The organism is Coleofasciculus sp. G2-EDA-02, from assembly GCF_040226375.1.
Classification (GTDB): domain Bacteria; phylum Cyanobacteriota; class Cyanobacteriia; order Cyanobacteriales; family Coleofasciculaceae; genus Coleofasciculus.
In genome coordinates this window covers 1-15,829 of record NZ_JAVKEW010000273.1, presented here as the reverse complement: position 1 = coordinate 15,829, position 15,829 = coordinate 1, and the positions used below count along the sequence as shown (strand labels likewise).

Genomic DNA, 15,829 nt, shown 5'->3' with positions numbered 1-15,829 from the left:
AATGGCTAATCGTCAACTCGATTAGCCATTGGATTGAGAAATTGTTCATTGTTGTGGGATTGTAGAGGAAAAAAAGAAAATGCGTCATCGTCGTCGAGTACCCAAACTGGGAAAACCAGCCGACCAGCGCCGAGCGCTGCTCAGAAGCCTCGCTACCGAGTTGATTCGTCATGGTCGAATCACTACCACCAAAGTACGGGCAAAAGCCGTGCGATCCCAAGTGGAAAAAATGATTACCTTGGCAAAAGATGGCTCCCTAGCATCTCGCCGTCAAGCCTTGGGTTATATTTACGACAAGCAGTTAGTTCATGCCTTGTTTGAAGGGGTGAATGATCGCTATGGCAATCGTAATGGTGGGTATACTCGCGTACTCAGAACCCTGCGCCGTCGTGGGGATAATGCGGAAATGGCAATTATCGAGCTGGTTTGAACTCAAGTTATGTCCGATCGCGAGGCTAAACCAACTCAACGCATTGCCCTAGTGATTCAATACCTAGGGACAAAGTTCTATGGTTGGCAACGACAGCCTCAACATCGCACAGTGCAAGGGGACATTGAGCAAGTTCTGTCCACCGTCGAAGGAAAACCTGTAACCTTACACGCTGCAGGGCGTACTGATACAGGCGTTCATGCCGCTGCCCAAGTAGCACATTTTAACAGTAGTCGTCCGATTCCCGGTGAGCGATGGATGCCCCTGCTGAATAGCCGACTACCGGAGGATATCCTGATTCGGACATCAGCCCCCGTACCCGCGAATTGGCATGCTCGCTTTTCGGCGATTTGGCGTCGGTATCGGTACAGTATCTATACAGACGCTTGTCCTAACCTTTTTGTGCGACCGTTTAGTTGGCATTACTATCAGGTTCCCTTAGATGAACATCGGATTCAGGAGGCGCTTAATCCGCTAGTGGGCAAACACCACCTGGCAGCATTCCACCGGGCTAACTCCGGACGCAAGCATTCCTGGGTCACGGTTCAGGACACCCAATGTTACCGAAATGGTTCATTTATTCATATTGAAATTCAGGCGGATGGATTTTTATACGGCATGGTGCGGCTACTCGTCGGCATGCTGGTAGAGGTAGGGCGGGGCAAAGTTCATCCCCAAGAGTTTACTCAACTGTGGGTGAATCAACAGCGGGAGCAAATCAAATATGCGGCGCCAGCAAAGGGTCTGTGCTTGTTACGAGTGGGTTACCCAAACTCGCCGTTTCCGCCAAAAACTTGGTTTGATACTCAGCCGAAGTTTATGTTGCCGACCCAGATGCCCACTCAATTGTGTTTAGGTTAACTGTTTACGTAATCAAAAAAACTCATGGAAAAAACTTACCTGCCAACTCACGATTCCCTAGAACAAAATTGGTACGTTATTGATGCCGAAGGTCAACGTCTAGGACGATTGGCAACTGGAATTGCCATGATTCTTAGAGGTAAAAATAAGCCGACCTATTCTCCCCATATGGATACGGGGGACTTCGTTATCGTCGTCAATGCCGAGAAAGTCGTCGTTACGGGAAAAAAAAGCAGCCAGAAGCTCTATCGCCGCCACTCCGGTCGTCCAGGCGGGATGAAGACTGAAACCTTTGAGCATTTACAAGGCCGCATACCGGAACGGATTATCGAAAAGGCGGTTAAAGGGATGCTGCCCAAAAATTCCCTGGGTCGCAAACTTTTTACTAAGCTAAAAGTCTATGCGGGTGAAACTCATCCCCATGACGCTCAAAAACCTCAAGCCTTAACCATTAACACCATTCCAGGAGAACAAGACTAATGCAAGCAACAGAACCGATGGAAAATCGCGCGGTTTACTGGGGAACCGGTCGCCGTAAATCCTCAGTCGCCCGGGTACGCCTAGTTCCGGGTACGGGTCAACTTATTGTTAATGGTCGTCCCGGCGATGTCTACTTTAATCTCAATCCAGCTTATTTAATGGTGACCAAAGCGCCACTGGAAACTTTGGGTTTAGAGAATGATTACGACATCTTAGTCAATGCTCATGGTGGTGGATTGACGGGACAATCGGATGCCGTTCGCTTAGGCGTGGCGCGGGCGCTTTGTGAACTTGATCCGGACAATCGCTCTCCGTTGAAGAGTGAAGGGTACTTAACTCGCGATCCCCGTGCCAAAGAACGGAAGAAATATGGCTTACATAAAGCCCGCAAAGCTCCCCAATACTCGAAGCGTTAAAATTTGGGTAATACAATAAGGATAAATTGGGGTGAGTTCGCCCCAAACTACAGAATAAAGAAACCCTTGCTCGACTAGAGGACAGTAACAATGCCAAAATCTGATATTCATCCCCAGTGGTATCCAGACGCCAAAGTCTATTGCAACGGAGAAGTTGTGATGACTGTTGGCTCAACCCAGCCGGAACTTCATGTTGATGTGTGGTCGGGGAATCATCCCTTTTTCACGGGAACCCAAAAAATTATTGATACGGAAGGTCGTGTGGAGCGCTTTATGCGGAAATACGGCATGTTAGAAGGGAATGCCTCAGAGCAGCAATCGTCTAAAGAGAAATAGCTGGGTAGGTTGAAGTGTGGAGAGACGTTAGCGAAGCCTAACTCTTAATAGTTAGACTTCGCACTTCAATGCTTATTTGAGCTATTTCAATGGAGCGATCGCTTGAACCATGGCGGAAACTTACCTACTTGATAAATTAAAATCGGTTGAACAAACCTTTCACGAATTAACGCGCCGTTTGGCTGACCCCGATATTGCCACTGATCCGGTGGAAGTGCAACGGGTGGCAAAAGCGCGTTCTTCCTTAGAGGATGTGGTTAACACCTACGAACTCTGGAAAACAGCTCAGGAAGAACTGGTTGGGGCTCGGCAAATCCTCAAGGAAGCCAATGGGGGTGGTGAAATGTATGAAATGGCATCTCTGGAAGTTGAGGAACTGCAAACCCAGCTCAGTCAACTGGAAACGCGCCTAAAAATCTTACTCTTACCTCGTGATCCTAATGATGATAAGAACATCATGTTGGAAATCCGAGCCGGAACTGGGGGCGACGAAGCCAGTATTTGGGCAGGGGATTTAGTGCGAATGTACTCACGCTATGCCGAAACTCAGAACTGGCGGGTGAAGCTATTGAGCGAGTCCACGGCTGATATGGGTGGATTTAAAGAGGCAATTCTGGAAATCCAAGGGGAACAGGTTTACAGCAAGCTGAAGTTTGAAGCCGGCGTTCATCGGGTGCAACGAGTCCCGGTGACGGAAGCGGGGGGACGAGTGCATACCTCAACCGCGACTGTCGCTGTAATGCCAGAAGTGGATGATGTGGAAATTGAGATTGATCCGAAGGATTTGGAGGTTTCCACAGCCCGTTCTGGTGGCGCGGGTGGACAGAATGTGAATAAGGTGGAAACAGCGGTTGATCTGTTCCACAAGCCAACTGGGATTCGCATCTTCTGTACTGAGGAGCGTTCTCAACTGCAAAACCGAGAGCGGGCTTTACAAATTCTCCGGGCTAAACTGTATGAAATGAAGCTGCGGGAGCAACAGGAAGCGGTTACCTCGATGCGGCGATCGCAGGTGGGTACGGGTTCGCGATCGGAGAAGATTCGCACTTATAATTATAAGGACAATCGCGTTACTGATCATCGCTTGGGTCAAAACTATTCTCTGAATAACTTGCTGGAAGGGGATTTGGAGTCTGTGATTCAATCTTGCATTACCCAAGATCAACAGGAACGTTTAGAAGAGTTGGCAACTTCGGATGAACAAGGGGAATCGCTTTTGGCTTAATTGTTATTTGTCTTTTTTCATTTGTTTTTTTTGCCAACAACTAAGTCATCCGTGTCAAGTTAAACAGCCTTGGGTTTAAACCCAAGGCTAAAAGCGAAAGTCAGCTAAAGCTGACTGGACAAGAGTTACACCAATCCGCTTTTGTTACCCTCTTTATCCCTTAGGTACTTTTCCCTTCTGCCTTTTGCCTTGACGCTATCTGCCTTGACAACCATGTTAAATAATAAACTTGAACAACTCACAAGCTTATTTGCTCAAATGGATCGGGCATTGATTGCCTATTCTGGAGGAGTGGATAGCACCTTAGTTGCCAAGATTGCTTATGATGTTTTAGGCGATCGCGCTTTAGCTGTAACCGCCGAATCCCCGTCTCTGTTACCCGAAGAATTGGAAGACGCCCGAATTCAAGCGGCGGTGATTGGCATTCCTCATGAATTGGTGCAAACCGATGAAATGAATAATCCCAATTATACGGCGAATCCGGTTAACCGTTGCTATTTTTGCAAAAGTGAACTTCACGACACACTGAAACCCTTGGCGCTACAACGGGGTTATCCTTATGTCGTGGATGGCGTAAATGCTGATGACTTGGGGGACTATCGCCCTGGAATTCAAGCGGCGCAAGAACGGGGGGCGCGATCGCCTTTAGCGGAAGTAGGGGTGACAAAAGCAGAAGTGCGCCAACTCTCGCAACAGTTAGGGCTTCCCTGGTGGGATAAACCCGCCCAACCTTGTCTGAGTTCTCGCTTTCCTTACGGCGAAGAAATTACCATTGCTAAACTGCAACGGGTAGGGCGGGCGGAAGTTTATTTACGGAAATTAGGGTGGAAAAATTTGCGGGTTCGTTCTCAAGGGGATACTGCACGAATTGAATTGTCGCCGGAACAAATTAAAGAATTTGTTTTGACCACGGATTTACCGACTCTGGTATCAGCGTTTCAAGATTTAGGATTTTTGTATGTAACCCTCGATTTAGAAGGGTATCACAGTGGCAAGTTAAATCGCGTCGTCAATCAGCAAGATAAAGTCATAGTGTAGGGGCGGGTTTAGCCACAATTGTAGGGGCGGGTTTAGGAACTAACGCTAGCTTGTTACCAATAAATGAACAACAAAACCCGCCCTCCTCACCGATAAATGAACTCTTTGACAATAAACGAATGATTTGCCCCCAGTTTCACATAATAAAGCGCATCAAATCCTTCATCCCAATGCGGTAAAACCAGCTTTTTATGCGTTGCTAAAATCCCCGGTACAGGAATCACCTGTTTGCCTTGGCGTTGAGCATTCCGTCGCTTACAATCCTCTAAAACAGATTGAAAATAATACCCCACCACACTAAATCTCTTTTCCTTCGCGGGTACAATATAACGCGCCCTATCTTCCGGCGTTGGATTCGTATTATCCACAACAAACCGCTGTTGAGCATCGAGACAGGCTTGAACCAGAATTTTTTCCCGATGTCGAGTTTTGAGCATATCCAGATTAATCCGGATATGAGTATTATAAAAGCGATCGCGGCAAAATGATGATTTCCCTGACGCCTGAATTCCGATTAAGATAACCGCTTCCATTGTGGTTTGGCTTTATTGCTGCTAATACTAACTTAAAGCTGGTGGGCAATGCCCACCCTACTGGACTGACCCAGCTAAAATGATGGATTAGATTTGCAGATTTTATGGGCGCACGCCATGCGCCCCTACAGTTTCTGGATAGAATTCTAATACACCAAATTAGGTGTGCCACGCCACTACGGTCTATCAAGGATTTCGGTGATATAAAATTATTGAGCGTGCCATTGTCTTTAAATTAGGATGAGAGTGACTGCGGTGATTTTTTGCGGTGTTGGTGATAATGTCGGTAAACTTCAAGGTTTAACAAACAAGCCATCAGCCAGGTTAATCCCGCCGCTTGTCCGGCTACAATGTCCGTGGGCCAATGAATACCCAAATAAACCCGACTGAAGCCAATTAGGACAATCAAGCCAATAATGATGGTGACAATCCACCACCGCCAACGGCGAAAGTGACGGGCGAGTAAATAGCCAATAAAACCATAGATAACCAGTGATAACATAGCATGACCACTGGGGAAACTGGAGGTATTCGGTTCACTCTTAGTCAGTTGCCAGAGTTGGGGGCGCTGGCGGTCAAATAATTGTTTAATCAACAGGTTTAATCCGGTTCCACCCATAGCGGTAATGGCTAACGCGGTAAAATAAACACGCTGTTGTCGCACCCAAAATATTGCCCCTAAAATTAGACAAATTAGGGTAACAAATATGGTGCCGCCAATAATTGAAGCACCCCGCATTACCCAATCCAGCAGTGGTGAATGAATTTGTTTAACCAGCAACATGAGCATTTTGTCAATTGCCTGAGTTTGCTTTTCTAACACCTCGTCAGCAATTCCTAGAAAAACCCAAATCCCTACAACTGTGAGGATTACTCCTGAAATGGGGAGAATAGAAAGCTTCCAGAACAGAGGCTTATGGGTTTGCGATCGCCAAATCTGGATGATGGCTTCAATAATGTGGCTTAATTTTTCCTTGAACACCGTTTATTTCCTAATAAAGACGTTATAGTTTAGGCGCGAGTTTAGCTATTCACTGAGAATATCACCAATAACGGCTCAACAAAACCCACCCTCTGCCAATTTGTCATCTTTAAACCTAAGTGGTATTTTGGATGTCAAAGATAATTTAAGCGTAACCGAATCAGTAGGTTATTCAACGCATCTTTTGCCGATGGTGCGGCGGGTAGTTTACTCGACTGACTGGCTTGTTCTAATTCTCCATAGAGTCGTTCGTATTCTCCCCGATGAAACTCTATATCAGTATCTTCTATTTGGCATTTTTCCACACCTGCTAATTTCTGGGCAATTAAGTCTGAAATATACGATAACTTAAATTCTTGATTCAATCTGAGCAAATTGGCTTCCACTTCACCTGTTTTCATTAAATAAATACCTGTGAGTAAAACGCGATAAACATAAAGAAGAGGCTTAACGCGGCGCGGACATTCTTTTTCAAACAGTCGCCACTGAGTTCGGGCAAAACCCAAGTAGTGATGGCTGTGGTGGCGGGTGATGCACCCTTTCGCGATCGCGCTCAATTCTTCATGTTCTGGAGTTGTATGAACAATGAGGGGAGAGTACAATTGCTCTAAGACATAACCATTCTTTTTCAGAAGGAGAGAAAAGAACTTTTTGATGTCGTGAGTAACTATATCCAGTTCCAATCCGTCTCTAATTTCCGATACTTCAATCGTCTCACATCCTGTTTCTAGTCCGACGACTTCTTGTAGCGGTAAAATATGACTACCTCGTAAATCGTAATCAGAATCGGGTGAGGGAAAACCATACAAATGCGCCCCGCTAATGGTGACAAATAATAGCGGATACGGCTGTTCAGCAATAGCGGGAAGTAAGGGATTTTGTCTTTCAATCATGATGTGCCTGATTTTTAAGAAATATTTGATTAAAATTATAGGGGTACACAGACGTGCGTCCTATTTATATCACATTCGGTTAAATACTTACCTTTAAAATTGTAGGGGATACCAACGCATAGTAAACATGTCAGGGAAAGCAGCAAATATTCCAACTTAACTAACATGGTGGCATAGATTTTACGGTTAAATTGGGCGCACGTTGTTGTGTTTTATGGGCGCACTTCAGTGCGCCCCTACGGTTTTTTGAAATTAGGTGTGCCACGTCACGACAAACTTGAATGCACTAAAAAACTCTTTTGTTTATAGGGTTGCTGACAAGGAAAGGGTTGCTCAATAAACCAGTGTTGACACCCATCTGGCGACAGAGACGAAACTTGACTTCCCGCACTTTCATAAGCGCCATGCATACAAATATTCCCCTTGTGTTCTCGTAAAATTGATTGTGCTGTCTCAACAGAAAACTTGCCTTCATTCACTCGACATAAATGTCTGATTCGCCCTTCTCTGGAATCAATGGATAGCGATTCATAAAATCCCCCTTCAGAAAAAATGCTGGCAAAATCAAAATCATCGTCTCCATTACACCATCCCCGATTCACCGCATAGTAAATCACATCTGGATGGCGCAAATCACCCGAATTTCGGATACTGAGATTATTAGAAATTGAGCGAGTTCCTTGTTGTACTTGTTCAGCCACCCAATACTCACCTGCGGTTTCTAATACCCAGGCTTCTTGGGCATCTGCCAGAATAAATGAATTATGATAATTCATGGCAAAGTTTTCGGCACAATTTCCCCCTTGTCCAAACTCATTTAGCAACGACGTGATGATCTGAAGTGCATCTAAAGCTGTTTTACCTCTTTCTAATCCTAAGCGGACTAAATCCATACCTAACAAACCCTTTCTTTTATAGGGTTCAACTGTCCAAACAGCTTCATTGCCAATCACAACGCCACATTCATTTGCCCCCATTTCTGCGCCCCACATCCATCGGGGTTTGGAGAGGATCACGGCTAGGGTTTTCTCAACTTGTGGAATTGAAATATAGGTGCATTGAACGTTCTGGTTCGAGTTGTATTTTTTGGCGGGAATAACGACAACATCTTGAATTTCACCTTGGGGGCGATCGCTATTTTTACCGAAAATAACGTTACCGTTGAGGGTTGAATTAGGTAAGGCAACAAATGTATCACACATGAGGTTTATTTGCGATTTAATTTTCTAAACAGATAAGGGTTATATGATGTCCGTCCAATCAGCCATAATAAAAACTTCTCCCCCTCACCCCATCTCCCCATCACCCTAATTATGGGTATTCAACCGGACATGATATTAGTGGTGTAGAGACGTAGCATGCTACGTCTCTACAAGGTTATGATGTGTGGCAATTATTTTGATATTTCATTATTCATTATAGGAAGGAATGGGAATGTTTAGGGCGAAGACAGCGCAACTACGAACGACTTCGCCTTGCTTGAATTAAGAAGGCGTTGGCTTTTTCATAATCTGGGCGTTCGGGTAATGATGTTTTTCTCAATGCTTCATCAAATTGATGATGTAATGCTAACCGCCAAGCATTGACCTCTTCCCAATCCATTTCTCCCTGACGAATCGCTAGCAACTGCTGTCGATAGTCATCGACTTTAACCGGAACAAAGCCTTCTTTAAGGATAGTAATGCCCGATAACAATAAACGGATCAGATGCATGGCGTGTTTTAAACGAACCTGTCCTTTTGTGCGGAGATCTTGCTCCATTTTTTTGAATTGGGACATAACATAACCGTTATAGGTCTGATAGACTAATTGAGAGAGAAACATTTCTCGCTTCTCTAGCAAGTCTTCGGCTAAGGGTGTTGCTGTCTCAACTAAGGGCGTATACAAGCATTCTAAAACATTGGGATTGGCTTTAAGTGCCAAGATTAAAAACTTTTGCAGTTCCCAATAACATTCCTGATTTTCTGAGTTTTCTAACTGTTCTGGAATACCATAAAGTGACCAGTGAATATCAGCAGGTGGTAAGTAAATCCCCCGACGGTCAATATCTGAGGTTTCCTGATCTAAACCAAAAGCCCTAGACCCCACAATACAGCGATAGATGACATACTCGTATAATTGGAAGTCACTCAGGCTATCGGCGGCTTGCTGTAATCCTTCGCTTTGAAAATGCTTACGGATACTAAATTCCTGTCGATTCAGGGTGATTTCAACGTTATTAGGCAAACGGATGCGATAAGCATGGGAATTATCGGTTGGCGATTTGACGATAACACCAACAGCACCCCGTACACATAACGGTTCATTGGCAGAATTTTTTACCTCGACACGACTGACAATTTGCGTACCGACGGGCAGGATTAAGTTAGGATTCATTCAGTGAATTTGCAGTGCGATCGCGAGAAACAGATCGTTGCTCTCCGTAATTGTATTATATCTGTATTAATTATACTACTTAAACATCAAGGGAAACAATTGACACAGAAATCGCGGACTGTCCTAAACTGATAGCAAACACAGAAGACGAATCAGTCCATGGGGCAGAAACGGGCGATAGTATGCGGATATTATGGCAAGGGCAATGGGGGTGATGAGGCGTTACTGGCGTCGTTGCTACAAATGCTGCCCAAATCAATAACACCACTGGTGCTCTCGGGTAATCCTAACCAGACAAGTAAACGCTATGGGGTACAAACCTGCGATCGCACCTCAGCGTTTCGTGTCCTAGAAGCCTTTAACCAAGCCGATAGTTTTATCTGGGGGGGTGGGAGTTTAATCCAAGACGCCACCAGTGCCATGAGTCCAGTTTACTACAGTGGGTTAATGGGATTCGCCCAACAAAGGGGGTTAAAAACCCTGGCTTGGGCGCAGGGAATTGGCCCGTTGCAGCGTCCTCTGACGCGCTGGATGGCACGACAATGTTTTCAGGGGTGTACTGGCGTCAGTGTCCGCGATCGCACCTCAGCCGCCCTCCTAGCCGATTGGCAGGTGCCGTTTCGGGTTGCCCCTGATCCAGTGTGGGCATTAGACTCAACCCCAGTACCCGGATTATGGGATTTACCGGCACCCAGAGTCGCCGTTACCTTGCGATCGCACCCAAATCTCACCCCTGAGCGTCTCGCCAACCTTACCCAAGCTCTGATACACTTCCAAGGGGCAACTAAAACCTGTATACTACTTGTGCCATTTCAGGCATCTCAAGATCTGAGCATCGCCCAATCCATTGCCTCCCAGCTTCCGGATACCCATCAGATTTTCCACCTCGAGGAACCCCAACAATTAAAAGGATTGTTTCGCGGGGTAGAAATGGCAATTGGGATGCGCTACCACAGTCTAATTATGGCAGCAGCCCAAGACTGTCGCTGTTTTGCCCTAAGCTATGACCCCAAGGTTGACTCCCTCATGGCAGAACTCGACTTGCCGGGATGGAAGTTAACGGAAATACCCGATGATCCGAATGCGATCGCTCATACCTGGATCGATTACTATGCCAATGGTAATCCCAACAGCCGCGATCAAATCCAATCCTTAGTGGATCGGGCATTAATGCATCAAGATTTGTTGGTAGACATTCTCGTCAAGGAGTCCTGAAATTGATCGAACAAAGGCACAAGGCAGAAGGCATAAGGAACAAGGGATGGCTATGCCCTATTTATGGTGATCAGGAAACGTTATTATTGAATTCAGTCAAAGGCTTGCTGAGTAAGACATTTCCTGCTAAAAGTTCCCCATCAACTAGGGTTTTCACCCGAAGTACCGAAGATCGCACAATTTGTAATCTGGCAAGTTTTGTGCCTTACTTTGGGAAGGAGTCACAAAGGAGGAAATCCTAACTCACCCTGGCTCCGAGCCATCCGGCAGCTTAAAACACAAGATACTGGTTTATATAAATAACCACTTAAAATTCATAATCCATAATTCATACTTTGGTTGATTTGTGACCCTCTGGATGAAGAGCCATGAGTGATTCTGATAACCCAAATAAAGAGCCTCTCCCAGAGTCCAGTCAATGGACAGATGAGAGTGCTGAACATAACCCCGATGAGCAAGAGAATCCTGAATCTCAGACGCTGATCAATCTCTTTCAGATATCCTATAGGAAGGAGGAGGAACCACAGCCAGAGGTTGAAATTGACCAAACTATCGAGTCAGACTCCACGATAAACATTGAGGCAGAAAATCCCAATCCCGAATCACTCCCCACCCTGGCAGAATCTCGTAACAAAGAGCCTCTCCCGGAGTCCAGTCAATGGAGAGATGAGAGTGTTGAACATAACCCCGATGAGCAAGAGAATCCTGAATCTCAAACGATCTTCAACCTCTTTCAGATATCCGATAGGAATGAGGAGGAACCACAGCCAGAGGTTGAAATTGACCAAACTATCGAGTCAGACTCCACGATAAACATTGAGGCAGAAAATCGCAATCCCGAATCACTCCCCACCCTGGCAGAATCTCGGAACAAAGACGCTGATTGGTTTGCCCTTGCCCAAAAAATGCGCCAACGCAATCGCCGCTTGCTCGAACAAATTGCTCAGCTTCAGAACGCCCTGACAGAAAAACAAGACGCCTTAAACGCCGAGATGCTGCGATCGCAAGAGCAGGATAGTCTCATTGTCCGCCAAGGGGAGGAACTTAACACGCTGCAAGAGCAATTAACTCGTCTGTTCCATACCCTAGAATCATCCCATCAAGCCGCCCAACGTCAGCAAATCCTGATTGAAACTTTATCAGATCAATTACAAAGCTCTCAAGAACGAGTGGCACAACTGGAACGGGAATGTGCTCTCACCCAGCAACGTTATAACGAACAGTCTCATCAATTACTGCAATCGGCTAATACCTGTCGAGAACTGAAAACCCGCTTACACCGACAGCAACAGCAAACCTTACAATTTAAGGTTGCCCTAGAAAAATGCCTGGAAATGCCGAACCGTCAGGTAGGCGAACCCCAACCCACCCGTCCGAAACGGGATACAAGCGGTGTTGTCCCGAAAGCCCAACCCATCCAACCTTGGTCCGCTCAACAGGATTTTTTAGAAGAACAATCTTATAACAATACCGATCCACTTTGGAATCGTCCACTCCAACTCGACTCATTATTGGTTAACTCCGCTTCAGATAGCGAGGAATTTACTCAAGCCACGGAGTATCACCCATCCACAAGTGCAATCGACTCGACAATCACCCCGATTCCAGAGAGTACGGCGGCGGAGTTAGAAGCAGAGAGACAGCTTTTGGCTGAAATGAACTCACTAGCGCAAGCGTCAGGGTTATCAGAATTGGCAAATGATTTAGTTCAGGAGCAAAGCCATTGGCTGCTAGAAGCTGGAACTGATCCAGAAACAGTTGATGAATCCGGAGTATCCTCAAAACAGACATCAGAGGCTGAGCTGGCTGAGGATGAATGGGATGATGAAAATGAGGTGAGTCTCCCTCAACCCAATTGGCCCTCACCTGTAGTTTATCCGCTACGGCGTCCGAAAAAGATTAAATCATTGGCATCAATTGAATTACCGAGTTTTCCCCGGTATCGCCCCGTATAAATAACAGATTTAAAACACATGCTTAAATCCTTAGAGCGTCAAGAGCGAGATACCCTGAATATTCAATTACTCGTTCTGGATATTGATGGCACGATCGCGGGTGAATCCAACACCATTACAGAACCTGTAAAGCAAGCCATTCGGAAGATACAGGCAAAGGGAATTCAAGTCGCGATCGCAACGGGGCGCATGTACTGTTCTGCCTTACGCTTCCATCGGGAGGTTGGTTCTACCCTACCCATCTTGGCGTATCAAGGCGCATGGATTCAAGATCCCGCCACGGAGACAATTCACCGTCATTTATCTGTCTCCCGTGATCGGGCTGAACAATTGTTAGATTATTTTGAGAGTGACATGCTGCGATCGCAGCTTTCGGTGCATTTCTATATCAATGATCAATTGTATGTCCGGGAAATGACCCCCGAAACCCAGCGCTATGCTCAACGGGCAGATATTCAACCCCTATCCGTGGGTGACTTGCGTCAGGTACTTACCAACGAACCCACTAAGGTATTAGCCCTGTGTCAGGATACAACCGTTATCGACCAATTATTTAGCCGATTGCGCCAGCAATATACTCCCGCCGAACTTTACCTCACCAAATCAGTAGCCACCTTCTTTGAAGCCACCAATCCCCTCGTCAACAAAGGAGAAGCCGTGCGCTACTTAGCAGAAGACTTGCTGGGACTATCCGCTCAAAATGTTATGGCAATTGGCGATAACTTTAACGATATCGAAATGTTGGAATATGCGGGGTTTGGCATCGCCATGAGCAATGCGCCTCTAGAAGTCCAGGCGATCGCGCAGTGGGTAGCTCCCTCTGTTGAACAAGACGGCGTAGCTACAGCCATTGAAACGTTAATTCTTTAGTCCCTAATCCCCAGTCACTTTGATCAGAAAGGGAACCGACGACTGTCCGTGTTTCGTCTCGGTTCCCCCGCTGGTTCGCTCCTCACACATTCAGAATCATACCGGAATGAGTGGGAATTGTCACGCCTTGTAAAAAAAGTTGTTTTTCTACCGTCCTAAGATAAAAAAAACCTTACCTTTCAACCATACCCAATCGCAGAATGCTAAGCTGAAATGTTAATAATCTCCCTCAGCTCCCCCATCTGGATTGTGCAGCGCCTAAAAAGCTCTAGGGGCAGATACACCCAGTTTCTCTAGGAGCGATCGCAACACAACCTGCGTAACCCCGATTAACCCCAATCTCGCCTGAGCTAGGGGCAAGTTGTAATTCTTTACATCTCCCCAAATTCGGCAGGATTTGTAAAATTGCTCATAAGCCTGACTTACAGTCAATCCTTGTTTAACCCAACGCCGAGAATCTGAAGCACTCATCGCGTCTAACAGATCTAAAAGCTGGACAATCAAATCCCATTCTGCGGGATGGGTTAAGCGTAGGTGTATCGACTCTCTATCTGACTCTCCTGCCTCTTGGAGCCAAGGAATTGGATTTGGGGAAATGATCACCATTGGCAATTGACGGGCGATTGGCGGGGGATTGGGCGAAGCATTCGCGTTGGGAATTTGGGAGACAACCGATATATCTGGGGCGATTGGCGGGGGATTGGGCGAAGCATTCGCGTTGGGAATTTGGGAGACAACCGATATATCTGGGCGCGAATGCTTCGCCCCTACGAACGTGCCATGGTACGTCTCTACCTGATCTTTTACCTGAATTAACCCCTGCTCGTCAGCCAACTGCAAAAGCGAACAGCAACGGGCGTGAATATATTGAACGGGAAAAATCTTGTCAGAATCTGGCTGATTTTGTCCAAGTTTTTCCCTATCCCCGGCTCCCCCTTTTTCCTGAAGTTTCTGTTTTAAATAATGTCTGGAAACAGAAGAAAAGGGGGGTATTTTAAACCACTCTTGTAAGTAGGTGGCTAAGGCGCGATCGCTGAGTCGGAAAAGAATCCAGCCAGGAGGCAATACTTCAACCGTAAAATCTATAGCAATCGCGTCACCAGACTCTTGAGAAAGGGTTAGCAAGGCGACGGTGAGCTGACGGGCAATGTCTAAGGGAGTCTGTTGCCAAGGCGAAGATAACTTGAGTGCGATCGCAGACCGATAGCATACATAATTAGGAGTAGATAAACGGTGTAAGGGTATGGTTGGAGGCGTTAACTCAGCAGCAGTGGATAAAGTGCCTACTCTGCCAATTGCCTGCCAAAGCTGTTGTTGCAACTGAGATTTAATACTCACATTGTTACTAAATGCTTTCACCGTGAAAACTCTATAGTTAGATGTATTTTTAACTACTGTAAAATTAACAATAACTTGGTCTCCATCTTGACGGAGCTATGAATTTACCACCCTCCACATCAGAAGCATCTCGCTCGTTCTTAACCTGGCAACGTATTCTGGATTGGGCACAGGAACACTACCGCAATCGAACGTTTAGCAAAGATGAGCTAATTCCGACTCGTTCGGGATTGCTGTATCTAGTTCAGCGAGGGGCGGTACGTCTAGTGGGCACAACTCAAATCAGTACAAGTCACTCCACAGATAAATCATTGTCCCACATCCCACAAGAAGCCTTTTTAGGATTTGTCGGTGCAGGTCAGCCTTTTGAAATTGTGGCACAATCACCCTTTACCCTGTCCGCCTACTCCCATGTTGAGCAAACCTCAGTCCTCTGGATGTATTGGCATGATCTAGACAATTGGCCCCACTTCCGGCGTGAGGTGTTGAATGCGTTCCGCTATCAACATCAGCGTAAACTCCTATGGTTGAGTACCTTGGGACAACGCAAAACCATTGATCGCCTTTTCGGATTACTTACTCTGATGATTGAAGAATTTGGCGAACCGACACCCGATGGCTATTGTCTGCCATTTCCTTTAACTCACGCCCAAATTAGCAGTGCGATTGGTTCAACTCGTGTCACCGTGACTCGCTTAATCGGAAAGTTACGTAAGAAGGGATTGATTAGCACCTACGGGGTTGACGCTCCCATCGCTAAAAGCGAGGGATTCTCAGTTCAATGAGTGAACTTACCCAAACTAAGTTTCCTTACTTTGAGCAGAGGTTCTTCTCTCCCTGAGCGTTAATTTCTGTTCGCCCAACAGTATTTTTAGTGCTAG

At 46.1% G+C, this 15,829-nt stretch carries 17 protein-coding genes; 11 read left to right on the top strand and 6 right to left on the bottom strand.

The features are described from left to right. The first annotated feature begins 79 nt into the window (after nucleotides 1-79). From rplQ to larE, 7 genes are all read left to right on the top strand, one after another. The gene (gene rplQ / locus RLO19_RS31235) at nucleotides 80-430 is read left to right on the top strand and encodes a 50S ribosomal protein L17 (RefSeq protein ID WP_446336569.1); all 351 of its coding nucleotides are present in this window, start codon (nucleotides 80-82) and stop codon (nucleotides 428-430) included. A 9-nt stretch (nucleotides 431-439) separates the two neighbouring features. After that, entirely contained in the window at nucleotides 440-1,291 is an 852-nt protein-coding gene (gene truA / locus RLO19_RS31230) for a tRNA pseudouridine(38-40) synthase TruA (protein WP_446361715.1), read from the top strand. Nucleotides 1,292-1,315: 24 nt separating this feature from the next. Then, complete coding sequence (rplM, locus tag RLO19_RS31225) at nucleotides 1,316-1,771, top strand: 50S ribosomal protein L13 (RefSeq protein WP_446361713.1); 456 nt, start codon at nucleotides 1,316-1,318, stop codon at nucleotides 1,769-1,771. Next, complete coding sequence (gene rpsI, locus RLO19_RS31220) at nucleotides 1,771-2,187, top strand: 30S ribosomal protein S9 (RefSeq protein WP_446336572.1); 417 nt, start codon at nucleotides 1,771-1,773, stop codon at nucleotides 2,185-2,187. The genes rplM and rpsI overlap by 1 nt, the downstream gene beginning before the upstream one ends. A gap of 90 nt (nucleotides 2,188-2,277) precedes the next feature. Continuing rightward, nucleotides 2,278-2,523 carry a 50S ribosomal protein L31 gene (rpmE, locus tag RLO19_RS31215; RefSeq protein WP_446336573.1) on the top strand — a complete coding sequence of 82 codons (246 nt, stop codon included), beginning with the start codon at nucleotides 2,278-2,280 and terminating at the stop codon, nucleotides 2,521-2,523. A gap of 109 nt (nucleotides 2,524-2,632) precedes the next feature. Continuing rightward, nucleotides 2,633-3,748 carry a peptide chain release factor 1 gene (gene prfA / locus RLO19_RS31210; protein ID WP_446361711.1) on the top strand — a complete coding sequence of 372 codons (1,116 nt, stop codon included), beginning with the start codon at nucleotides 2,633-2,635 and terminating at the stop codon, nucleotides 3,746-3,748. 213 nt (nucleotides 3,749-3,961) lie between these two features. Further along, complete coding sequence (gene larE / locus RLO19_RS31205) at nucleotides 3,962-4,786, top strand: ATP-dependent sacrificial sulfur transferase LarE (protein WP_446361709.1); 825 nt, start codon at nucleotides 3,962-3,964, stop codon at nucleotides 4,784-4,786. A gap of 86 nt (nucleotides 4,787-4,872) precedes the next feature. Here larE and RLO19_RS31200 read toward each other — a convergent pair whose 3' ends face one another. The 5 genes from RLO19_RS31200 to RLO19_RS31180 form a co-directional block, all read right to left on the bottom strand. Continuing rightward, entirely contained in the window at nucleotides 4,873-5,319 is a 447-nt protein-coding gene (locus tag RLO19_RS31200; RefSeq protein WP_446361707.1) for an AAA family ATPase, read from the bottom strand. Nucleotides 5,320-5,554: 235 nt separating this feature from the next. Further along, entirely contained in the window at nucleotides 5,555-6,301 is a 747-nt protein-coding gene (locus tag RLO19_RS31195) for a phosphatase PAP2 family protein (RefSeq protein ID WP_446361705.1), read from the bottom strand. Between the two features lie 134 nt (nucleotides 6,302-6,435). Further along, nucleotides 6,436-7,194 carry a nucleotidyltransferase domain-containing protein gene (locus RLO19_RS31190; RefSeq protein ID WP_446361703.1) on the bottom strand — a complete coding sequence of 253 codons (759 nt, stop codon included), beginning with the start codon at nucleotides 7,192-7,194 and terminating at the stop codon, nucleotides 6,436-6,438. A 266-nt stretch (nucleotides 7,195-7,460) separates the two neighbouring features. Continuing rightward, nucleotides 7,461-8,396: a C69 family dipeptidase gene (locus RLO19_RS31185; RefSeq protein WP_446361701.1), complete on the bottom strand. Its 936-nt coding sequence runs from the start codon at nucleotides 8,394-8,396 to the stop codon at nucleotides 7,461-7,463. Nucleotides 8,397-8,652: 256 nt separating this feature from the next. Then, nucleotides 8,653-9,570: a nucleotidyltransferase domain-containing protein gene (locus RLO19_RS31180; RefSeq protein WP_446361699.1), complete on the bottom strand. Its 918-nt coding sequence runs from the start codon at nucleotides 9,568-9,570 to the stop codon at nucleotides 8,653-8,655. Nucleotides 9,571-9,729: 159 nt separating this feature from the next. Here RLO19_RS31180 and csaB point away from each other — a divergent pair, with 159 nt between their 5' ends. The 3 genes from csaB to RLO19_RS31165 all read left to right on the top strand — a co-directional run bounded on the left by csaB (nucleotide 9,730) and on the right by RLO19_RS31165 (nucleotide 13,610). Next, entirely contained in the window at nucleotides 9,730-10,785 is a 1,056-nt protein-coding gene (gene csaB / locus RLO19_RS31175; RefSeq protein WP_446361697.1) for a polysaccharide pyruvyl transferase CsaB, read from the top strand. 368 nt (nucleotides 10,786-11,153) lie between these two features. Continuing rightward, nucleotides 11,154-12,740 carry a hypothetical protein gene (locus RLO19_RS31170; RefSeq protein ID WP_446361695.1) on the top strand — a complete coding sequence of 529 codons (1,587 nt, stop codon included), beginning with the start codon at nucleotides 11,154-11,156 and terminating at the stop codon, nucleotides 12,738-12,740. An 18-nt stretch (nucleotides 12,741-12,758) separates the two neighbouring features. After that, nucleotides 12,759-13,610, top strand: a complete 852-nt coding sequence (locus tag RLO19_RS31165) for a Cof-type HAD-IIB family hydrolase (RefSeq protein WP_446361693.1) — start codon at nucleotides 12,759-12,761, stop codon at nucleotides 13,608-13,610. A 258-nt stretch (nucleotides 13,611-13,868) separates the two neighbouring features. Here the strand turns inward: RLO19_RS31165 and RLO19_RS31160 are convergent, their stop codons facing one another. Beyond that, nucleotides 13,869-14,948: a DALR anticodon-binding domain-containing protein gene (locus RLO19_RS31160; protein ID WP_446361691.1), complete on the bottom strand. Its 1,080-nt coding sequence runs from the start codon at nucleotides 14,946-14,948 to the stop codon at nucleotides 13,869-13,871. Between the two features lie 98 nt (nucleotides 14,949-15,046). Between RLO19_RS31160 and RLO19_RS31155 the strand changes: the two genes are divergently transcribed. Beyond that, nucleotides 15,047-15,733, top strand: a complete 687-nt coding sequence (locus RLO19_RS31155; RefSeq protein ID WP_446361689.1) for a Crp/Fnr family transcriptional regulator — start codon at nucleotides 15,047-15,049, stop codon at nucleotides 15,731-15,733. Nucleotides 15,734-15,829: the final 96 nt, after the last annotated feature.

Excerpts from the sequence above, each read along its gene's own strand:
- rplQ (WP_446336569.1), top strand. The coding sequence starts at position 80 with ATGCGTCATCGTCGTCGAGTACCCAAACTGGGAAAACCAGCCGACCAG.
- truA (WP_446361715.1), top strand. The coding sequence starts at position 440 with ATGTCCGATCGCGAGGCTAAACCAACTCAACGCATTGCCCTAGTGATT.
- rplM (WP_446361713.1), top strand. The coding sequence starts at position 1,316 with ATGGAAAAAACTTACCTGCCAACTCACGATTCCCTAGAACAAAATTGG.
- rpsI (WP_446336572.1), top strand. The coding sequence starts at position 1,771 with ATGCAAGCAACAGAACCGATGGAAAATCGCGCGGTTTACTGGGGAACC.
- rpmE (WP_446336573.1), top strand. The coding sequence starts at position 2,278 with ATGCCAAAATCTGATATTCATCCCCAGTGGTATCCAGACGCCAAAGTC.
- prfA (WP_446361711.1), top strand. The coding sequence starts at position 2,633 with ATGGCGGAAACTTACCTACTTGATAAATTAAAATCGGTTGAACAAACC.
- larE (WP_446361709.1), top strand. The coding sequence starts at position 3,962 with ATGTTAAATAATAAACTTGAACAACTCACAAGCTTATTTGCTCAAATG.
- RLO19_RS31200 (WP_446361707.1), bottom strand. The coding sequence starts at position 5,319 with ATGGAAGCGGTTATCTTAATCGGAATTCAGGCGTCAGGGAAATCATCA.
- RLO19_RS31190 (WP_446361703.1), bottom strand. The coding sequence starts at position 7,194 with ATGATTGAAAGACAAAATCCCTTACTTCCCGCTATTGCTGAACAGCCG.
- RLO19_RS31185 (WP_446361701.1), bottom strand. The coding sequence starts at position 8,396 with ATGTGTGATACATTTGTTGCCTTACCTAATTCAACCCTCAACGGTAAC.
- RLO19_RS31180 (WP_446361699.1), bottom strand. The coding sequence starts at position 9,570 with ATGAATCCTAACTTAATCCTGCCCGTCGGTACGCAAATTGTCAGTCGT.
- csaB (WP_446361697.1), top strand. The coding sequence starts at position 9,730 with ATGGGGCAGAAACGGGCGATAGTATGCGGATATTATGGCAAGGGCAAT.
- RLO19_RS31170 (WP_446361695.1), top strand. The coding sequence starts at position 11,154 with ATGAGTGATTCTGATAACCCAAATAAAGAGCCTCTCCCAGAGTCCAGT.
- RLO19_RS31165 (WP_446361693.1), top strand. The coding sequence starts at position 12,759 with ATGCTTAAATCCTTAGAGCGTCAAGAGCGAGATACCCTGAATATTCAA.
- RLO19_RS31155 (WP_446361689.1), top strand. The coding sequence starts at position 15,047 with ATGAATTTACCACCCTCCACATCAGAAGCATCTCGCTCGTTCTTAACC.